Below are 20,921 nucleotides of genomic sequence, written 5' to 3' on the forward strand. Positions count from 1 at the left end.
TCCTTGACCGGGGCCCGTGATCGGGGAGTGTCCCCGGCCCATGGCACGTGATTGCCAACCGTAAGTAAAAAAAGAGGGCTGCCATATGACGGATCATGAATCGGGACGCTGCGTGAGCTGCGTGCTTTCGGCCGCTTTTCCCGGGATCAAGTTCAACGAAGAGGGGGTCTGCAATTTTTGCAGGGACAAGTTGCAGGTGACCTCGGACGCGGAGGCCATTGCCCGCGCAAAGGAGAAGATCGAGGCAATGATCAGCCGCAACCGGGGTCAAGGCCGGTACGATGCGCTGATGTGCTACAGCGGGGGCAAGGACAGCACCTATACCCTGATGCTGGCAGTGAAAAAATACGGGTTGAGGGTGCTCTCCTTCACCCTGGACAACGGGTTTTTGTCCTCGGGGGCCCTGGACAACATCAACCGGGTGGTGGACGGCCTGGGCGTGGACCAGATTACGGTGAGGCCGTCGGCGCCCTTTTTCCGGTCCGTCATCAAGGCCAGCGCCCTCAATGATATCTTCGGCGACCGGGCTCTTTTGCGCATCTCTTCCGGATGCCACGCCTGCATCTCCCTTGTGAACATCACCGCCCAGACCATGGCCCTTGAACGTGGGATTCCCTTTATCCTGGCGGGGTTTACCCTCGGTCAGATTCCCGCCAACGGGGTGATGTACAAGACCAACTACCGGTTTCTCCAACAGAGCCGGGAAACCGCCATGGCCAACCTCAGGAGTCACGTCGGGGATGAGGCGGATGCCTATTACGGGATCCGGGAGTCCCTTATTGAGACGGTGACCTCCTACCCGCACACCATGAACCTTCTCTGCCTGGAGGACATCACCGAGGCGGAGATCGTCCGCGCCATCGAGCCCCTGGGCTGGGAACGGCCCGGGGATGTGGACGGCTGCTCTTCCAATTGCCGTCTGAACACATTTAACAACCACATCCATCAGGTGAAATACGGATACAGCCCCTATGAGCTGGAACTCAGTCATCTTATTCGAAAAGGGCTGATGACAAGGGACGAGGCCCTTGAAAAGATTTTCGACCAGCCGGTTGATCAGTATCAATCGGTGATGAGCCAACTCGGCATGACAGCCAACGACATCGATTCCCTTGAGCCCCGGAGGCAGGAGGCCTGTTCCGGGGGCCTGGAAGCGATGGGGGGGACATGACCATGGAACCAGTGAACACAGGGGATCAGCCCGGCAAGGGCTTTGACGGGGACAACACGATCGCGTTTCGAAAAAAGGAGATCCAGGAGGCGCTGCTGGAGTTCATCACACGGAACTTCATGGTGGAACGCAGCGACATCAAGCTGGACCTGTCCATGATCGACGAGGGGATCATCGACTCCTTCGGCCTGGTCGAGATCGTCACTTTCATGGAGTCCGCCTTTGACATGGAGGTGGCCGACGACGACATGAACCGAGACAACTTCGGCTCGGTCCTGAAGATCGTGGATTACATCCACAGGCAGACCGACACCGACATCCCAATCCGTGCCGTAACATAACCCCGGGAGGAATCATGACGACCTTCAGCAGCGAGGCCGCGAGCTATCCGGCTTCGGCCATTCAGGAACAGTTCTGGCTCTTGAACCAGCTTCATCCGGAGAGCCCTGCGTACAACATCCCCCTTCTTTTTCGCATCAGGGGATCCTTGGATCGCGACAGCCTTGAAAAAAGCCTCAACGACATGCTGGGGCGTCATCAGATTCTGCGGACCCGCTTTGCCATGGACCGGGGGGACCTGGTGCAGCGTGTGGCGCCCAGCCTGACCCTTCCCCTGGCCTGCGATGTGCCCGAAGGGGAGGAGGAGGTGAACCGGTGTGTCCGGGAAGAGTTGCGGCGGCCCTTTTCCCTGTCTGAACTTCCCCTGATCCGTTTCCGTCTTTTTCGAACAGGGGAGAGCGAGCACCTGTTTCTCATTGTCATGCACCATATCATTACCGATCTTCGGACAAAGGAGTTGTTCACCGAGGAACTCTCCGCCCTTTACGGGGCGGCGGTGAGTCAGCGCCCGGCCCTTCAGCCGCCTTCCACGGTTCCCTACGCCGAGTTTTCAAGGTGGCAGAGGGACTGGCTGGCCGGGGACGAGTGCCGGTCCATGCTCCTGTACTGGAAGGAGCATCTCAAGGGCCGCACCGATTTCCTTGACCTGCCCATGGAAAAAAAACGGCCGGAGCTTGTCTCCCTTGAAGGCGAGGCCGTGTTTTTTCACCTGGAACCCTCCTTTGTGGGCGAGTTGAAGCAGCTCAGCCGTGATCGCAGCGTCACGATTTTTCTGACCCTTCTCGCCGCTTACGCCGCCTTGCTTTTCCGCTACGGGGGCAACCCCCAGCTCACCATCGGCGTGCCCCTGACCAATCGCCGCAAGGCCCGGTACAAAGATACCCTGGGGTGTTTTGTCAACATCCTTCCCCTGGCTGTGACCGTGTCCGGAGAGACCAGTTTTCCCGAACTCCTCGGGGAGGTTCGGCAGGCCATGCTGGGCGCACACAGGCACCAGGAGGCACCCTATCGCCTTTTGGCTCACACCGTGGAACCCCGGAAGGAGGTCAACCACAACCCCTTGTTCCAGGCCGGGTTCACACTTGACCCGCCGGTGGGGATGCGCCTTGAGGGCCTTGACGTGGAACCCCTGGCCGTGCACAGCGGAGGGGCTCAGCTCGACCTTTTTTTCACCTTCTGGGAAGGGGACGATGGCATCAGGGGGTACTTTGAATACAACTCGGAGCTCTTTGATGAGGCCATGGTACGGCAGGTTTCGGAGAACTACCGGACGCTTCTTCGGGAGATCCTCCGGGACGGGGACCGACCCATCTCCAGCATCCCCGTGGTGTCCGAACGGGAAAAAGAGACCCTGTGCGTGGAGTGGAACCAAACCGAGGCGCCGGCGTCCCGGGGTACGGTGATCCACAGGCTCATCGAGGCCCAGGTGGATGCCGGTCCCCATGCGGTGGCCGCCGTTTATGAAGGGGCGTCCCTCACGTACGGTGAGCTGAACCGCCAGGCCAACCAGCTGGCCCGATACCTTGGGGCCCGGGGCGTGAAGCCCGGGGACCTTGTGGGGGTTCACCTGGAACGCTCCCTGGACATGCTCGTGGCCCTTGTGGGGGTGATGAAGAGCGGTGCGGCCTATGTCCCCCTGGATCCGGCCTTTCCCAGGGAGAGGCTGCAATACATGCTCTCCCACACCGAGGCGCCCGTGGTGCTGACCCAGGAGAGCCTCAAGGACGATCTTTCCTCGTGCACGGCCCGTCAGGTATTCATGGACACGGACCGGGGGGCCATGGCCGGGCAATCCGCAGAGAACCCGGATATCGCGGTTTCGCCCGAGGATCTGGCCTATGTGATCTACACCTCGGGGTCCACGGGGCGCCCCAAGGGCGTGGCGGTCCATCACGACGCCGTGGTCAATTTTCTGTCCAGCATGGCCAAGCGGCCCGGCCTGACCGCAGAGGACGTGGTGCTGGCCGTGACGACCCTCTCCTTTGACATTACCGTGTTGGAACTCTACCTGCCGCTGATTGTGGGGGCACGGGTGGTTATCGCCCCCAGGGAGGCCGTGGCCGACGGCCGGTTGCTCCTGGAAGCCCTTGCCCGGCATGGGGTGACCCTGCTCCAGGCCACCCCCGTGACCTGGCGACTTCTTATCGCCGCCGGGTGGCAGGGGGGCGACGACCTGAACGTCCTCTGCGGCGGAGAGGCCATGTCCTCGGATCTGGCCACTGCCCTTACGGACCGGTCTTCACGGGTATGGAACATGTACGGCCCCACCGAGACAACGGTCTGGTCCACCTGCTCCCGGGTCACGGCAGGGGAGGCCAAGGTGTCTGTGGGGCGTCCCATCGACAACACCCGGATCTACATTCTGGATTCCGGGATGCAACCGGTCCCCACGGGGGTCTCCGGGACCCTTTTTATCGGTGGGGCCGGGGTGGCCAGGGGGTACCTGCACCAGCCCGAGCTGACCGGGGAGATGTTTGTTCCCGATCCCTTTGCCAAAGACCCCGAGGCCCGAATGTACAACACGGGGGACCTTGCCCGCTACCGTGCCGACGGCACCATCGAGGTGTTGGGCCGGGCGGATTTCCAGTTGAAGATAAACGGGTTCAGGATTGAGGCCGAAGAGGTGGAGACGGCGCTTGCCACCCACCCTGTCGTCTCCCAGGCCATTGTGTCGGTGTATGAGTTCGAGCCCGGGGATGCGCGGCTCGTGGCGTATCTTACCCACACCAACGGGGGCCAAACCCTTGCCTCCGACCTGCGAAAGCATCTTGCCCGGAACCTTCCCGACTACATGATTCCTTCCATTTTCATGCCCATTGCCTCCCTGCCCCTGACCCCCAACGGCAAGGTGGACCGCAAAGGACTTCCGGTGCCGGAGACCCGTCGGCCCCAGACAACTCAGGCGTTTACGGCCCCGCAAAACGACCTTGAAAAGCTCCTTTCCGAGATCTGGGGCCAGGTGCTGAAGGTGGACACCATCGGCACCGGGGACAGCTTTTTCGAGTTGGGGGGCAACTCCCTTCTGGGGGTGCGGGTGGTGGGACGGGTGGGGGAGGCGTTGAAGCGCAAGGTGCCCGTCGTGGCGCTGTTTCAGTACCCCACCATTGCCGCCTTTGCCCAGTACCTCTCCGGGGACTCGGCACAACCGGCTGTGGCGCAGACCAAGATCACGGACCGCGCCTCACAGAAGAAGCGGGCCATTGCCCGTCGCAGGCGGTCGCCCTGACAAAGGCGACGGCGAATGAAAGACTATGGATGGAGACAAGGATGCATTGCTCAAGGTCATACAGAATCAAAGAGTTTTCGACCAATGTGGAAGGCGAGGTAAACCGCCTTCGTTCCCAGGTGGACCTCTTCTGGCAAAAGGAGGTGGAGGCGTACCGTCGGTTCGGCCTGAAGGACGGTATGCGGGTGCTGGAATGCGGGAGCGGTCCCGGCCATGTCATTGAAAACCTTTTGACGGCGTATCCGGGGTGTCGGGCTACGGCCATTGAGGTAGACCCTTACCTTGTGGCCATCCTCAAGGAGAGGCTGGAGGGGCGGTGCGATATCTCGGAGCAGTCCATCATGGACCTGGGCTTTACCTCGGGGAGTTTTGATTTTGTCATTACCCGGCTGGTGCTGGAGCACCTGCCCGACCCCCTCGGCGCTGTCCGGGAGGTCCATCGGGTCCTGAAGCCGGGGGGCAGGGCCGTGTTCGTGGACAATGATTTTGCCATGCACCTGCGGACCCAGCCCGAAATCCCGGAGTTGGGCGAACTCTATGAGGCGTATTGCCGCCTGAGGGTGGACGAGGGGGGCAACCCCCTCATCGGCCGCGAGCTGCCTCCCCTTCTCAGGAAAGGCGGGTTCACCGATGTGGACCTGGAGGTGGTGTGCGCCCACAGCGCCGTAACCGGCGACGACATGTTCCTTAAGTCCGAGGGGGTGGGCATCCCCTCCCAGCTTGTGAAGGACGGGTATCTGCCCTCGGGGCTCCTGGACCGGCTCGCCGTGAAGTGGCATCGGGTGCTGCGCCATGAGCATCACTCCATTTTCAGGCAGCTTTTTGTCTCCGGCGGAGAGAAACGGGCGTCGGGCTCCCGCGGGATCCCCAAACTGCACGTGGCCCCGGGGACCCCGCGTGCTGTTGAGCGGGGGGGGCATGGGGACGGCTGCGTCACGGGGCTGGGGCCCGGGCAGGTCCTGGCTGCCCAGCCCCATGACCGCCTTGATCTCTTGACATCCTATGTCGTGGCGCGTGTGGCTGATGCCCTGGGGATTTCTCCGGAATCCCTGGAAGGGGGCATGCGGATCAATGACCTTGGGTTTGATTCCCTTATGGCCGTGGAGGTGATGGACGAGGTGGAATCCCAGTGGGGGGTGAGCCTTTCTCTCATGGACTTTTTTGAGGGGCAGAGCCTGGACGACATCGCGGCCACCCTGTACGGGCAGCTGTTTGAGGAGGCTCCGAAGGGACCGGCCGAGGAGTCACAGGCCATGTCCGGTGACGCAACGGGCTCGGACGAGGACGTCGTGGAATGGGAAGAGGGTGACCTATGAGCATCGCGTACATCATGGAAAAACTGGGCCGGCTGGATATCTCCCTGTGGGTCGAAGGCGGAGGCCTCAAGTTCCGAGCCCCCAAAGGGCGCATGACCCCCGAGCTGAGGCGGCTGATCAAGCTGAACAAGCCCGGCCTGCTGGCACACCTGGGGGCACCCCCCGTGGAGGATCACAGGACCTGCCCCCTGTCGTACAACCAGCAGTCCCTCTGGATCCTCAACCGCATGGACCCGGATTCGGCCTGTTACAACGTCTCCCTGTCAGCCCGCATCGTGACGGAGATCCGTCCCGAGGTGGTACCGGGCGTGTGCCGGCAGCTGAGCGCCCGCCACGAGATCCTCAGGACCACCTACGGCTTTGACGGCTCAGGGGGGCAGACCTGCCAGACTGTCCACGACGCCATGGAGCCGGAGTTTCACCTGGTGGACGCCCAGGAGCTCTCCAAAGAAGCGCTCAAGGAGCTGGTCCAGGGGTACCACGCCCGGCCCTTTGACCTGGAACGGGGACCGCTTTTGAGGGTCTGCCTTTTCGAGCTTTCAGGGGGCGAACACATTTTTGTGATGACGATTCATCACATCGCCAGCGACGGGAGCTCCTTTAACCTTCTCATCGATGAGTTCGGCAGGCTCTACCGGGCGGCGGTCTCCGGGGGGGAGGCGGGGCTTTCCCCGGTGGAACGTCAGTACCGTGATTTTGTCGATTACCAGCAGGAGATGCTGGCCGGTGAGGAGGGCACGCGGCTGGAGCACTTCTGGCGGGATCGGCTGTCGGCTCCCCTGCCGGTGATGAATCTTCCCCTGGACGGCACCCCCCCCGTCTCTCCGCGTTTTACCGGGGACTGCTACCCGTTCCACCTGACCGGGGAGACCTATGACGCCCTTCGGGGGTTTGTGGGAAACGAAAACGTCACGGTCTACGTCATGCTGCTGGCGGTTTTCCAGGTGACCCTGATGCGTTTCTGCAACCAGGGGGACCTGATCATCGGCACACCGGCGGTGGGACGCGTCCGGCCTGAATACAAAGGCGCCTGCGGGCATTTTATCAACATGGTGGCCATGCGCGGGGAGTTGTCGCCGAGCATGAGCTTTCGGGAACACCTGAGGCGGAGCAGGCGGGTTGTCCTGCAGGCCCTGGATCATCAGACCTACCCCTTTCCCCTGCTTGTGGAGAGGCTTGGCCTGGACCGGGATCCCAGCCGGTCGCCTCTCTTCCAGGTGATGTTCAACATGCTCAACCGCAAGATCCTGGGGCCGGCAGCGGATTTTTTCATGGGGGCGGCCCATGAGGTGCCGGTGGATTTCGGCGGCATGGGCATCATGCCTTACCCCCTGGAGCAGGAAGAGGGCCAGTACGAGCTGGTTCTGGAAGTTGTTGATACCGATGAGGGCCTGGCCTGTGTTTTCAAGTACCGGGCGGGCCTGTTTACCGAGGAGACCATCGTCTCCCTTGCCTCGGCCTTCGAGGGGTGTTTGAGGCATGTCATGGCGACACCGGACATGCGCCTCGGGGACGTGCCGATGCCCCTGGGAAGGGACGGGGACCTTCCGGGCGGTCCGGGTCAGAGACCGGCCCCTCCCGTTCCGTGGGAACGGGAACAGGGTGCCAGGTCGTCTGCGGGGCCCCCGGTTACGTTCATGTTTACCGGGCAGGGGGCCCAGCATGTGCGCATGGCAGAGGGGTTGTACCGGGGGGAACCGGAGTTCAGGGACTGGGTGAACTATTGCGCAGATCGGCTGGTGCCCCTTATGGGCTGTGATATCCGCCGAATCATGTACCCTTCACCCGATGAGGACACCGAGGTGTCCGAGAGGCTGAAACAGACCGCCATCACCCAGCCGGTTCTCTTTACGCTGGAATATGCCCTGGCCCGGCTCTGGATGAGCTGGGGCGTTCAGCCCCGGGCCATGATCGGGCACAGCATCGGCGAATACACCGCCGCCTGCCTGGCCGGGGTCTTCTCCCTGGACGACGCCCTGTCGCTGGTGGCCGCACGCGGACGCCTCATGCAGGGGCAACCCGGAGGGGCCATGCTGGCCGTGGGGCTGCCCGAAGAGAAGATCATCCCGTTTTTGAGTGACGGGCTCTCTGTTGCTGTGATCAACGCCCCGTCCCGGTGTGTGGTGTCCGGGCCCCGGGCGTCGATCGAGGCCCTTGAAGAGAGGCTGGGCAAGGCCATGAAAATGGAAGGCAAAAAGGCCCGATGGACGCAGCTGCGTACCTCCCATGCCTTTCATTCGGAGATGATGGAACCGGCCCTTGCCCCTTTTGAGGCCTGTGTGAGCAAGGTCTGTCCCGCAGCCCCTCGGATTCCCATTGTCTCCAACGTGACGGGGACCTGGCTCACCGCATCCCAGGCCATGGACCCCACCTATTGGGCGTCCCACCTGCGGGAGCCTGTGCGTTTTTCCAAGGGCGTGTCCACGTTGCTGGCGCAGCCCGCAGGGGTCCTGCTTGAGGTGGGGCCGGGAAGCACCCTGGCCCTTCTGGCCCGCCAGCAGGTTTCCGAGTCCGGCCAGCCGGTGATTCTCACCTCCCTTCGGCGCCCCGGCCAGGGAGGCACCGACGACGCCTTCATCCGGGAGACGGCGGTCTCTCTCCGGGAGGCCGGGGTCTCCGTGGATTGCTCCGGAGAGGCCTTCCGATCGGGGACGGCCCCCGGTGGCTCAGCGGAGGCGGCAGAGCTCGCTTACTGGTCAGAGACCCTGGGCACGGATCTGCCCGTGCTTCAACTGCCGGTGGATCAGCCGCGTCCCGCCAAACTGGTCTTTCGGGGCGGTACCCATAGGTTTCGCCTTTCGCAGGAGTGCCTGAAAGCCTTCAAAGGGCGGGTCCTCTCGGAAGGGGGGACCGTTTCCTCCCTGTTGTTGTCCGCTTACGTTACCCTGCTGGCGCGGTATTCCGGCCAGACGGATTTGATGGTGGGGGTCTCGGGGACAAACGGGGACCGCCCCGAAAACGGCGGGGCCTCACCCCATGTGTTCCCCTTGCGTGCGGATGTGTCGGAACCCTGCACCTTTGATGCCCTCCATGGCCGCATCTGTGAGGCCGCCCGCACGGCACGGACCCGTGCGGGGATCTCCCTGGCCCGCCTTGCTGAACTCCTGGACCCGGACCACGCCCCGGATGCCCACCCTCTTTTTCAGGCGATGTTTACCTTCCAGGACGGGCCCCTTCCCGGAGGGGCCGAACGGGGGCCCGCATGCGACCTCTCCCTTTTTGTCCGGGACGAGGGCGAGCGCTGGCACGGCGCTTTCGTCTACAACGCAGAGCTTTTTTCCGCCGCCACCGTGGCCCGCATGTGCGAAAGTTTCGAGGTGCTGCTGGAGGCCGTGGCCGGATCCGGGGAGAGCCCCCTGGATCGTCTGCCCCTGCTGAGCTGCTCCGAGCGGGACAAGCTGCTGGTGGCCTGGAACGACACGGCAAGGACCTACCCTGAGCCCGTGTGCCTCCACGATATGTTTGAGGTTCAGGTGGCAAAGACCCCCGATGCCGTGGCCGTCGGGTGGGGGGACGAGGCCCTGACCTACCGGGAACTGTCCCGGCGCGCCAACCGCCTTGCCCATGCCCTGCAGAAGCTCGGGGTGGGGCCTGAAAAACGTGTGGGGGTGTTCATGGAACGTTCCGTGGAGATGATCGTGGCCCTCTACGGAACCTTGAAGGCCGGAGGGGCCTATGTCCCCCTGGACCCGGATTATCCTGCGGAGCGCCTGGCTTTTATGCTGGAGGACACCGAGGTGCCCGTGCTTCTCACCCAGGAGCGATTTCAGGGGGTGCTACCGGCCCATTCGGCGGTGGTGATCTGCCTGGATACCCAGTGGGAGACGGTGGCCCGGGAATCTGATGAGCCCCCTGTTTCGGGGGTGACCGAGGACAACCTGGCCTACGTGATTTACACCTCGGGGTCCACGGGCAGGCCCAAGGGGGTCATGAATTCCCACCGGGGCATCAGCAACCGCCTGTACTGGATGCAGGAGGCCTACAACCTCACCGCAGAGGACCGTGTCCTTCAGAAAACCCCATACAGCTTTGATGTGTCCGTCTGGGAATTTTTCTGGCCCCTGCTCTTCGGGGCCCGCCTGGTGGTGGCGCCGCCGGGGGTTCACAAAGACCCCGGAGCCCTGGGGCACCTCATCGAGGACGAGGCCATAACCGTTCTCCACTTTGTCCCCTCCATGCTGCAGCTTTTTCTCCGGGAAGATCACGGGGAGCGCTGCCGAAGCCTGACCAAGGTGATCTGCAGCGGCGAGGCCCTGGCCTGCGAACTCAGGGACCGGTTCTTCGACACCCTGAACGCGGAACTCCACAACCTGTATGGGCCCACGGAAGCGGCGGTGGACGTCACCTTCTGGGAATGCAGGCGGGAAGACCGCGGCCTTGTGGTGCCCATCGGCAGGCCCGTTGCCAACACCCGCATCCATGTCCTGGACCGGCACATGGAGCCTGTGCCGGTGGGGGTGGCCGGGGAGCTTCATATCGGCGGGGTTCAGGTGGCCAGGGGCTACCTGAACCGGCCGAAGCTGACCCGGGAGCGCTTCATCCCCGACCCCTTCGTGGAGGAGCCCGACGCCCGCCTGTACAAAACCGGCGACCTGGCCCGTTACCTGCCCGACGGCCAGATTGAGTACCTGGGGCGAAACGATTTCCAGGTCAAGGTCCGGGGATTGCGCATCGAGCTGGGGGAGATCGAGGCGGTGGTCTGCGGGCACCCCGATGTCCTGGAAGCCGTGGTGGCCGCCCGGGAGGACGGGGTGGGCAACAAGAAGGTGGTGGCCTATGTGGTGGTCACCGAGGGGGTCACGGGCATGGCCGCGGCCCTGCGGGGCTTTCTGGTGGGAAAACTTCCCGAGTTTATGATCCCCTCGTATTTTATCCAGCTTGAGGCCCTGCCCCTCATGGGAAACGGCAAGGTGGATCGCAAGGCCCTGCCGGCACCCACCACGGACAGACCCGATGTGGCAACCCTCTACGCCGCCCCCGGCAACGAGGTTGAAAGCGCCATCGCAGAGGTCTGGCAAGCCCATCTGGGGGTGGATGATGTGGGCGTCGACGACAACTTTTTTGAGGTGGGAGGAGACTCCTTTCTCCTTGTGGAGGTGGCCAACAAGCTGGCCGGTACGCTGAAGGCCGACCTGAAAGTCCACCATCTCTTCGAGTATCCCACCATCCGTGCGGTGGCCGACTTCCTTAAACCCCAGGCGGGGTCGGAGCCGGCCCCGGCACGCGACGACATGCAGGCGAGGCTGAAAAAGAGAAAAGAGACATTGTCCAGGAGAAAAAAAAATAGAACGGGAGATCGCACATGAGCCAGGTGGATCAGTATGCAAATGCCATTGCCGTTGTGGGCATGTCGGGCCGTTTCCCCGGGGCTTCGAGTTGTGAGGCCTTTTGGGAGAACCTCGTGAACGGCGTGGAGTCCATTACCGTGGTGTCCGACGAGGCCCTTAAAAAGCATGAGCTGGATTACGATGCCGTCAAGGACGACCCCAGCTACGTGGCCGCCCGGGGCATCATCGACGGTGCCGATCTTTTTGATGCCGGTTTCTTCGGCTTTAACCCCCGGGAGGCCTCCCTGCTGGATCCCCAGCACCGCCTCTGGCTGGAGTGTGTGTGGGAGACCCTTGAGCGGGCCGGGTATGATCCGGAAACCTACGAGGGGGTCATCGGCCTGTTCGGCGGGGGGAGCTTCATCGACAGCTATTTCCTGCACAACATCACCCGGAACCACGACCACCTGGAGCGGATGATTCGCCAGCGAACCCCGGACGGGTTTGCCGCCATCTTGAGCAACCGCATGGAGTTTCTGACCACCCGGACCTCCCACCGACTGAACTTGAAAGGGCCCAGCGTCAACATCCAGACCGGGTGCTCCACCTCCCTTGTGTCGGTGTACTATGCCTGCCAGAGCCTTTTGAACTATGACTCCGATCTTTGCCTGGCCGGCGGGGTGTCGGTGATTTTTCCCCAGGAGTCCGGGTACCTCTACCAGGAAGGGGCCATTAACTCCCCGGACGGACACTGCCGTCCCTTTGACGCCAAGGCCCAGGGGACGGTCTTCAGCGGCGGGGTGGGGGTCGTGGCCTTGAAGCGCATGGAAGATGCCCTGGCCGACGGGGATCAGGTCATCGCCGTGATCAAGGGGGTTGCCGTGAACAACGACGGCTCCCAGAAGATCGGGTACGCCGCGCCGAGCGTCCAGGGACAGGCCGAGGTCATCGCCATGGCCCACGCCGCCGCCGAGGTGGAGCCCGAGACCATCTCCTACGTGGAGGCCCACGGAACGGCAACGCCCCTGGGGGACCCCATCGAGGTCGCGGCCCTCACCAAGGCCTTTCGCATGAAGACCGATGCTCGCCGTTTTTGCGGCATCGGCTCGGTGAAGAGCAATATCGGCCACTCCGATGCCGCCGCAGGGGTGGTGGGCTTGATCAAGGCCTCCCTGTGCCTGCAGCACGGAAAAATTCCTGCGAGCCTTCATTTTCAGAGCCCCAACCCGGAGATCGATTTTGAAAACAGCCCCTTTTATGTGGTGGACCGGCCCATGGACTGGGCCCCGGAGCACCTCCCGAGGCGGGCCGGTGTGAGTTCCTTCGGCATCGGAGGGACCAACGCCCACGCCGTGCTGGAAGAGGGGCCGGAGCCTCCTCCTTCCGGGGAGGAGCGCCCCTGGAAGCTGATGCTGCTCTCGGCAAAGACGGAGACGGCCCTTGAAGCCCAGGCCGAGCGCCTTGCCGATTGCCTGGCATCCCGGGGGGAGGTGCCCTTAGGGGACGTGGCCTACACCCTTCAGGTGGGGCGTCAGGACATGGCCGTGCGGCGGGCCTTTATCTGCCGCGACGCACAGGAGGCCATTGCCGCGGCCCGGCAGGAAGAGGGACCGTGGGCCATGACTCGCACCCCGGGCAGGCGGGATCCCTCGGTGGTGTTCATGTTTTCCGGCCAGGGGTCCCAGTACGTCCGGATGGGGCATCAGGTTTACGAATGCGAGCCGGTATTCCAGGAGACCCTGGACCGGTGCGCCGAAGGCCTTGTGCCGCACCTCGGCCTGGACATCCGGGAGATCCTTTTTCCCGCCGAAGGGCAGGAGGAGGAGGCAACCCGGCGGCTGGCCCGCACCGAGCTGACCCAGCCTTGCCTGTTTGCGGTGGAGTATGCCCTGGCCGAGCTCTGGCAGAGCTGGGGTGTTCGTCCGGATGCCATGATCGGCCACAGCATCGGTGAGTATGTGGCCGCCACCCTGGCCGGGGTCTTTTCCCTGGAGGACGCCCTGGCCGTGGTGGCCACCCGGGGACGCCTGATGCAGCAGATGCCCGAAGGGAGCATGCGTGCCCTGCGGCTTTCCGTGGAGGAGCTCACCCCCTTGCTGACGCCGGGAATCGCCCTGGCTGCGGTCAACGCCCCGTCCCTTTGCGTGGTCTCCGGGGCCCACGAGCACATGGAGGCCTTTGAACAGGCCCTGGCCGCCCGGGAGATCGACACCACCCGGCTTCATACCTCCCATGCGTTTCATTCGGAGATGATGGAACCGGCCCTGGCTTCCTTTGCCGAGGCCTTGGAGGGCGTGTCCTTCCATCCCCCGGAGCTTCCTTTTATCTCCAACGTGACGGGCACCTGGATCACCGAGGAAATGGCCACGGACCCGGGGTACTGGGTGAGCCAGCTCCGTCGACCCGTGCTGTTCAGCGACGGGATCCGGGAGCTGCAGAAGGTCTCCGGCCGGGTGCTCATTGAGGTGGGGCCCGGAACGGCCCTGAGCACCTCGGCCAGGCAGCATCCGAACCGGGAGGCGGCCCAGACCGTTATCTCCTCCCTGGGCCATGCCAAAGAGCGTCTCCCGGCCCTGGCCTGCCTGCTGAAAGCCCTGGGCGAGTACTGGCTCTCCGGGGGGCAGGTGGACTGGGAGGGTTTTTCTGCTGCCGAGCGCAGGCAGCGCATCCTGCTGCCCACCTACCCCTTTGAGCGGACACGTCACTGGATTGAACCGGCGGACAGGGCCCCTGCGGGCGACGTGACCGAGGTGCCCGTCTCGGAGGAGGCCGTCCATGCCGCTGAGGTTCCCGAGGCGTCCCTTGCCCCTCGGCAGGAGACCGGCACCGATGCCATTGTGGCGCGCCTGAAAGAGATCATGCACGAGCTGTCGGGGATTGATTTCAATGCCTTTTCCCCCTCGGTTACCTTCCTTGAGATGGGCATGGATTCTTTGTTTCTCACCCAGGTGAGCAATCGACTGAAGAGCGTCTTCGGCGTTACCCTGGGCTTTCGGCACCTGGTGGGGGAGTATGCCACCTTCCCGAAACTGGCCGCGTTCATCGAATCGGCACTGGCCGAGAGCGTGCCGGCTCGCCCGGCGGCTGAGGCACCCGAGCAGGCCCGGGAACCGGCGGACGGGGCAGAGACCCACGGAATCACCCGCTTTGTCGAGGACACCCCATGGGACGGCAACGCCCCGCTCTCGTCCATGCAGAAGCGCCTCTGGTATGTTGATCAGATCAACCCCCTCTCCCCTGTGTACAGCCTTCCCTTTGCCATCCGGTTTTCAGGGGCCGTTGACGGGGAGGTGATGAGGCGGAGCCTCCAGGCGTTCATGGATCGCCATGATGCCCTGCGAACGACCTTTGCCATGGACGGAGACGTGCCGGTGCAGGTGGTGGCCCCTTCCCAGGAGATCGATTTTGCCGAGGTGGATTACAGCACGCTGCCCGCGGAGTCGCGGGAGCAGACGCTGGCGGGCTATCTGGAAACCGAGGCGGCCAGGCCCCTTGATTTGGCAAAAGGTCCCTTGGTGCGCGCGGGCCTGGTGACCCTTTCCGACACGGAGCACGTGCTCTTTTTCATGCCCCACCACAGCATCTTTGACGGCATCTCCTTTGTCATCTTCCAGCGGGAACTGTTCGTCTTTTACGAGGCCTTTGCAACGGGGAGCACCCCTGATCTTCCGACCCTTCCCATTACCTACCCGGAGTACTCCCGCTGGCAGCAGGAGGCGTGGCTTTCGAGCGAGGCGTATCAACGGCAGCTGGCTTACTGGAAACATCAGCTGGCAGGGGACTTGCCCGTTCTGCAGCTTCCTGCGGACTTTCCGCGTCCCGCCGAGTTCTCCGGCCGGGGGGCCACCGAGACCCTGGTGATCCCCGAGGCCCTGGCCGCCCCTCTGGAGGCGTTGGCTCGCAGGGAAGGGGCCACCCTGTTCATGATCTTTCTGGCCGCGTTCAAGGCCCTTTTGTATCGCTACACGAGCCAGGAGGAGCTCTGTGTGGGTTCTCCCTTTGCCAACCGCGTCCATGGGGAGACCGAAGAGATCGTCGGTTTTTTTACCAACACCCTGGTGCTGCGCACGGCCTGTGGGGGGACCTTGACCTTTACGGAGCTTCTGGGGCGCGTCAAAGAGGTGTGTCTCGACGCGTACAACCATCAGGAGATGCCCTTTGAACGCCTGGTCCAGGAGCTCAACCCCCACCGGGACCTGAGCATGACCGCCCTCTACCAGGTGCTCTTTGTCTTCCTGGGGGACATGGAGCAGGACCGCACCATGGGCGGCGTGTCGTGGCGGGAAGAACCCGTGGAGACCCATGTGGCCCAGACCGACCTGATGTGCACCATCGGCAGGGAGGGCACCGGCATGAAGGTGGCCTTCGAGTACGCCACGGACCTGTTTTCCGTGGAGACCATCAAGCGGTTGCTCGAAAGCTATGCGGTGCTCTTGGAAGGCATCGTGGCTGAGCCTTCCGCAGAGCTGGCAAAGCTTCCGGTTCTCTCGGCCTCGGAACAGGCATTGCTGGGGCAGTGGAACGAAACAGCGACCTCCTACCCCCGGGAGGCCTGTATCCATGGCCTCTTTGAGGCCCAGGTTGAACGCCACCCCGACGCCCCGGCCGTGTCATGCGACGGGGTATCGCTTACCTACGGGGAGTTGAATGAGCGGGCCGAGGCCATTGCCGCCCACCTTCGCATCTCGGGGGTGGGGCCGGATGTCCTGGTGGGGATTTGTGTGGAGCGGTCCGCGGACATGCTTGCCGGCCTGTTGGGGATTCTCAAGGCGGGTGGGGCCTACGTGCCCCTGGACCCGGAGTACCCGGCCGAGCGCCTTGCCTACATGGTGGAGAGCGCCAAGGTCTCGGTGCTCCTCACCGAGGGGGCGCTGCTTGCGAATCTGCCCGAGAACAGCGCCCTGGTCATCTGCCTGGACAGGGATATCCTTCCCGGACAGGCAGAAGGCATGGAGAGCGCCTGGGAGCAACCCGAGCCGGGGCACCTTGCCTACGTGATCTTTACCTCCGGTTCCACGGGCAAACCCAAAGGGGTCCAGGTGCCCCACGGCACCGTGGTGAATTTTCTCACGAGCATGGCCCGGACCCCGGGGCTTGGGCCCCGGGACATCCTTATGGCCGTGACGACCCTCTCCTTTGATATTGCCGTGCTGGAGCTTTTCCTTCCCTTGAGCGTGGGAGCCCAGGTGGTCATCGCGGGCCGCGAAACCGCCCGGGACGGCCTGGAGCTGGTTTCAGCCCTTAAACGTTCGGGGACGACGGTGATGCAGGCCACTCCGGGGACGTGGCGGCTGCTGCTGGCCGCGGGATGGGAAGGCTCGGACACCATGAAAATCCTCTGCGGTGGGGAGGCCTTTCCGCCGGACCTCGCCGAAGAGCTCACCGGACGGGTGGCCGAGGTGTGGAACATGTACGGCCCCACGGAAACGACGGTGTGGTCCACATGCTGCCTGCTGGACAGGGACGGCGGCCCCATCCACGTGGGACGGCCCATCGCCAACACGCAGATCCATATCCTGGACCGCCAGATGCAGCCCCTGCCCGTGGGGGTGCCCGGAGAACTCTTCATCGGGGGGGACGGGGTGACCCGGGGCTATCTGGATCGCCCGGAGCTCACCGCAGAACGATTCATCCCGGATCCCTTTGCAGAGGATCCCGGGGCAAGGCTCTACAGGACGGGGGACCTGGCACGGTTCCATCCCGACGGGAGCATCGAGTACCTGAGCCGGATGGACAACCAGGTGAAGGTGCGGGGTTTTCGCATCGAGCCCGGGGAGATCGAGGCCAGCCTTACCGACCACGAGGCCGTCCGCCAGGGCATCGTCACCGTCCGGGAAGAGAGCGCAGGGGACGTACGCCTCGTGGCGCACCTCCTCTACGAACAAGGGGCTTCGGCCACCGGCTCCCAGTTGCGAAAGCACCTGCGAAAGACCCTGCCGGACTACATGATTCCCCAGCACTTTATCGAGATCGACCAGCTGCCCCTCACCCCTGCCGGCAAGATCGACCGGAAAAAAATCCAAGAATCCTTCAGCCTGGGCACGGTCCAGACCCAGGAGTTTGTGGCCCCGGAAACCGAGAGCGAAAAAATCCTGGCCGGGATCTGGCAGGAAGAGCTGGGCATCGCACGGGTGGGGGTTCACGACAACTTTTTTGATGCCGGTGGCCACTCCCTTTTGGCCATCCGTGTCATCGCCCGGGTGCTCAAAGAGACCGGGGTGCGGCTTAGCCCCCGGGATATCTTTTTAAACACCCTCGGACAGATTGCGGCCCGGTATCCCTTTGCAGAGTCCGGCGACGGGAATGGCCCCGGGAACAAACTCCGGCAGCTCTGGGAGAAGGTCGCAGGGGCCTTAAAACCCAAGGAAGATCCCGTGGAGGTGCCCGCCAATGAGAACCGACCGGCCTGACCGTCGCCAGAGATGAAAGGTGAGATGCGCCCATGGTCCCATTTTATTTCGGAGCTCCCGATACCCAGCTCTTCGGAGTCTATTACCCCCCGGCCGGAGCAGGCCTGCACCAGGACGGGGTCCTGATATCAGCCCCTGTGGCCCATGAGCATATCAGGACCCACATGGCGATCCGGCAGCTGGCCCTTGCCCTTTCCGCTGCCGGGCGCCACGTGCTCAAGTTCGACTACTACGGCGTGGGGGACTCCGCCGGAAAGAGCGCTGAGGGAAGCATGGCCCAATGGCACCGGGACCTTGTGACGGCCAGCCATGAGTTGACGGATATCTCCGGTGCCCGCAGGCTCTCCGTGGTGGGGATCCGTCTCGGGGCTTCCCTTGCCGTTGGCGCTGCGGGCGACCTCCTGGGACTCCGTGAGCTGGTGCTCTGGGATCCGGTGGTGGACGGAGACACATACCTCGACGATCTGAGGCGCGCCGGCGGGGTGGCCTCGCCGGACCACGGGGACGAAGAGATCCTAGGGTTTCCCTTTTCACAGGAGATGATCGCCTCCATCGGGGCCGTGAACCTTCTGGTCCATGAGCGTCCGCTGCCCGGTTCCGTTCACCTGGCCCTGTCCGAAGAAAGACCCGAGTACGATCGCTTCAAAGAGGCCCTGGTGGCGGCCGGGAACACCGTGGACACCACCTTCGTACCGGAACCCGCAGGGTGGGACAAGTATGACGGCCACGACGAGGTCCTGGTGGCCAACGCCATGGTTCAGGCCATCGGAGAGCAGCTTTAAATGCGGATGTGATTTGTCCCCGAGGAACGAGGGGTAAAAGGAATCCGCAACCTGCTTTCAATGTGTTTTTTGCCTAACGTGGTTTCGTCACCCTTGCCGCCGGAGGCAGCCAAGTTAAAATTGCCTCCGGCGGCCCTGCAGGGAGCTAAGCTTTTGTCTGATCTTATAACGACGGGTTTAACAAACAGGTTTTAAAAACAGATTCAGGCCAATCAAAATCAAAGGCGAATGTGATTTTCCCTGAGGAACGAAGGGGAAAGCGCATTCGCAACCTGCTTTCGAGGTGGCACACCTCGCCGCCGGAGGCATCGCTTTTGTTTTTTTCTTGGCCCTCTGTGACGAAGGCGAGTTTTTCCTCTCATTTTGATATCCCCATAAGGAGGCTTGTTATGGAAAAAGTACTGGTATTCGGAGAACACCAGAACCTTGTGGGGATTCTTTCCGAGCCTGAGGCCGGGCCTGGGGGGCTGCCCGGTGTCCTGTTGCTCAACGCGGGGCTCCTTCATCGTGTGGGGCCGTATCGTCTTTATGTGGAACTGGCCCGGGGGTTTGAGGCTTCGGGGTTCCATGTGCTCCGGTTTGACGGCTCCGGCCTGGGTGACAGCCCCATGCCCCGGGATTCCCGGGATTATGCGGAACGCTCCAGGGACGACATCATCGATGCCATGGACCTTCTGGCGGAAAAAAAGGGGATCGAGACCTTTGTGCTGGTGGGTCTCTGTTCCGGGGCGGACAACGCCCATGCCGTTGCCAGCGTGGACGAGCGGGTCTGCGGGGTGGTGATGTTGGATGGGTTTACCTACCCCACCTTGCGGTTTTACTTAAAGGACTACGCCCCGTACATGATCAACCCCGTGCGGCTGGCCTGGTTCGTGGCCAAATGCTTAGGCAGGGCCGTGGCCCGGATTATCCCCGCATTCGGGAGGGGGGCAGGGGACGGGGGGGATGTCTACGATCGTGATTTCCCGCCTAAGGCGCGGGTGGCCGGAGAGCTGGGGGAGATGGCGGGCCGAGGGGTCCGGATGCTCTATATCTATTCGGGGGGCATCGCCGGGTACTACAACTACGCGGAGCAGTTCACGGACATGTTCAAGACCACGGACTTCAAGGGGAAGCTCCAGCTCGAATATCTTGAAGAGGCCAACCACACCTACACGGCAATGTCCGTACGGCGGCATCTGATGGGCATCATTTTTACCTGGGTGACTGAGTATTTTTCCAGTGAGGCGCCGATGTATCTGGAGGGAACCAAATGACCGTTCACGTGTATATCACCATCGACACCGAAGAGGACTCCTGGGATGTGTACAACGCCACGGACAATCCCGTGGAAAACCTGAAGAGGATCCCTGAGCTTCAGCGGCTGTTTGACCGGTACGGCGCTGTTCCCACCTACCTGATCAACTGGCCCGTGGCAACGGACGACAGGGCTCGGGAGATTTTAAAAGGTATCTGCGATGACGGGCGATGCGAGATCGGGACCCATTGCCATCCCTGGAACACCCCACCGTATGAGGAAGAAATTTCGGTGGAAAATTCCATGATGTGCAACCTGCCCGAGGCCTTGGTGAAAAAAAAGATGACGCGCCTTCATGCCGCCATCGAAGACCGCTTCAACCTCACCCCCGCCTGTTTCAGGGCCGGACGGTGGGGATTTGACGAAAAGGTGGCGCGGACCATCGACTCGCTGGGGTACCGCATCGACACCTCCATCAGCCCCTTTGTGGATTGGGCCCCTTATGGTGGTCCCGATTTCAGCCGGGGCCACACCGCAGCCTACCGGTTTCATCCCGACCACCCGATGGCGTCCGATCCAAAGGGTACCCTCCTTGAGGTTCCCCCCACCGTGGGGTTTTACCAGAAAAACGGTCGCTCCTGTTATTCCCTCATGGAAAAACTCCGCAAAAAACCGCTCTCCCGGCTTCGCCTGCTGGGTATCCTGGATCGCCTGGGGCTGCTCAATTTCAGGTGGCTTTCACCGGAGCTGAGCAGCGGCCCGGAGATGGTTCGCCTGGCGAGGCAATGCATTCGCTTCGGGCACCGGTATCTCAACCTCTCGTTTCATTCCACCTCCATGCTGCCTGGCAAGAGCCCCTTTGTGGGCAGCGAAAAAGACCTGGCGCGGTTTCTGGCAGACATCGAGATGTTTCTGGATTATGCCGCCGGTGAGGGGTTCGTTTTTTCCCCGCTATCAGCAGCCCTGAATGGTCATTCCACACACGACATCCCGGGACGCCTGGGCCACGGGCAGTGACAAAGGGCTCATAGTAAAAACCAAAAAGATGCCTCCGGCGGCAAGGTGTGCCACCTTGAAAGCACGTGGCCAATTCTCTTTTAATTTTGATTGGCCTGAATCTGTTTTTAAAGCCTGTTTGTTAAACCCGTCGTTATAAGATCAGGCAAACGTTTA

The 20,921-nt window shown here is 62.6% G+C and carries 9 protein-coding genes; all 9 read left to right on the plus strand.

The window, feature by feature from the left end; translation table 11 throughout:
- Nucleotides 1-85: 85 nt before the first annotated feature.
- The 9 genes from BLQ12_RS04895 (at nt 86) to BLQ12_RS04935 (ending at nt 20,765) form a co-directional block, all read left to right on the plus strand.
- Nucleotides 86-1,171 carry an adenine nucleotide alpha hydrolase family protein gene (locus BLQ12_RS04895; RefSeq protein ID WP_092208834.1) on the plus strand — a complete coding sequence of 362 codons (1,086 nt, stop codon included), beginning with the start codon at nt 86-88 and terminating at the stop codon, nt 1,169-1,171.
- Nucleotides 1,172-1,173: 2 nt separating this feature from the next.
- Nucleotides 1,174-1,512: an acyl carrier protein gene (locus tag BLQ12_RS04900; protein ID WP_139163848.1), complete on the plus strand. Its 339-nt coding sequence runs from the start codon at nt 1,174-1,176 to the stop codon at nt 1,510-1,512.
- Nucleotides 1,513-1,526: 14 nt separating this feature from the next.
- Nucleotides 1,527-4,736 carry a non-ribosomal peptide synthetase gene (locus BLQ12_RS04905; RefSeq protein WP_092208836.1) on the plus strand — a complete coding sequence of 1,070 codons (3,210 nt, stop codon included), beginning with the start codon at nt 1,527-1,529 and terminating at the stop codon, nt 4,734-4,736.
- Nucleotides 4,737-4,777: 41 nt separating this feature from the next.
- Nucleotides 4,778-6,052 carry a methyltransferase domain-containing protein gene (locus BLQ12_RS27310; protein ID WP_175469508.1) on the plus strand — a complete coding sequence of 425 codons (1,275 nt, stop codon included), beginning with the start codon at nt 4,778-4,780 and terminating at the stop codon, nt 6,050-6,052.
- Entirely contained in the window at nt 6,049-11,358 is a 5,310-nt protein-coding gene (locus BLQ12_RS04915) for a non-ribosomal peptide synthetase (RefSeq protein WP_092208838.1), read from the plus strand. Before BLQ12_RS27310 ends, BLQ12_RS04915 begins: the two co-directional genes overlap by 4 nt.
- Nucleotides 11,355-17,729 (plus strand): hybrid non-ribosomal peptide synthetase/type I polyketide synthase, encoded by a 6,375-nt coding sequence (locus BLQ12_RS04920; RefSeq protein WP_092208840.1) that lies wholly within the window; start codon nt 11,355-11,357, stop codon nt 17,727-17,729. Before BLQ12_RS04915 ends, BLQ12_RS04920 begins: the two co-directional genes overlap by 4 nt.
- Nucleotides 17,730-17,761: 32 nt before the next feature.
- A complete protein-coding gene (locus tag BLQ12_RS04925; protein ID WP_092208842.1) occupies nt 17,762-18,511 on the plus strand; it encodes an alpha/beta hydrolase family protein in 750 nt (249 codons plus the stop codon).
- A 389-nt stretch (nt 18,512-18,900) separates the two neighbouring features.
- A complete protein-coding gene (locus BLQ12_RS04930; protein WP_092208844.1) occupies nt 18,901-19,767 on the plus strand; it encodes an alpha/beta fold hydrolase in 867 nt (288 codons plus the stop codon).
- The gene (locus BLQ12_RS04935; protein ID WP_092208846.1) at nt 19,764-20,765 is read left to right on the plus strand and encodes a polysaccharide deacetylase family protein; all 1,002 of its coding nucleotides are present in this window, start codon (nt 19,764-19,766) and stop codon (nt 20,763-20,765) included. The genes BLQ12_RS04930 and BLQ12_RS04935 overlap by 4 nt, the downstream gene beginning before the upstream one ends.
- The last annotated feature ends 156 nt before the right edge of the window (nt 20,766-20,921 follow it).

Origin of the sequence: Desulfoluna spongiiphila (assembly GCF_900101345.1) — a bacterium.
Classification (GTDB): domain Bacteria; phylum Desulfobacterota; class Desulfobacteria; order Desulfobacterales; family Desulfolunaceae; genus Desulfoluna; species Desulfoluna spongiiphila.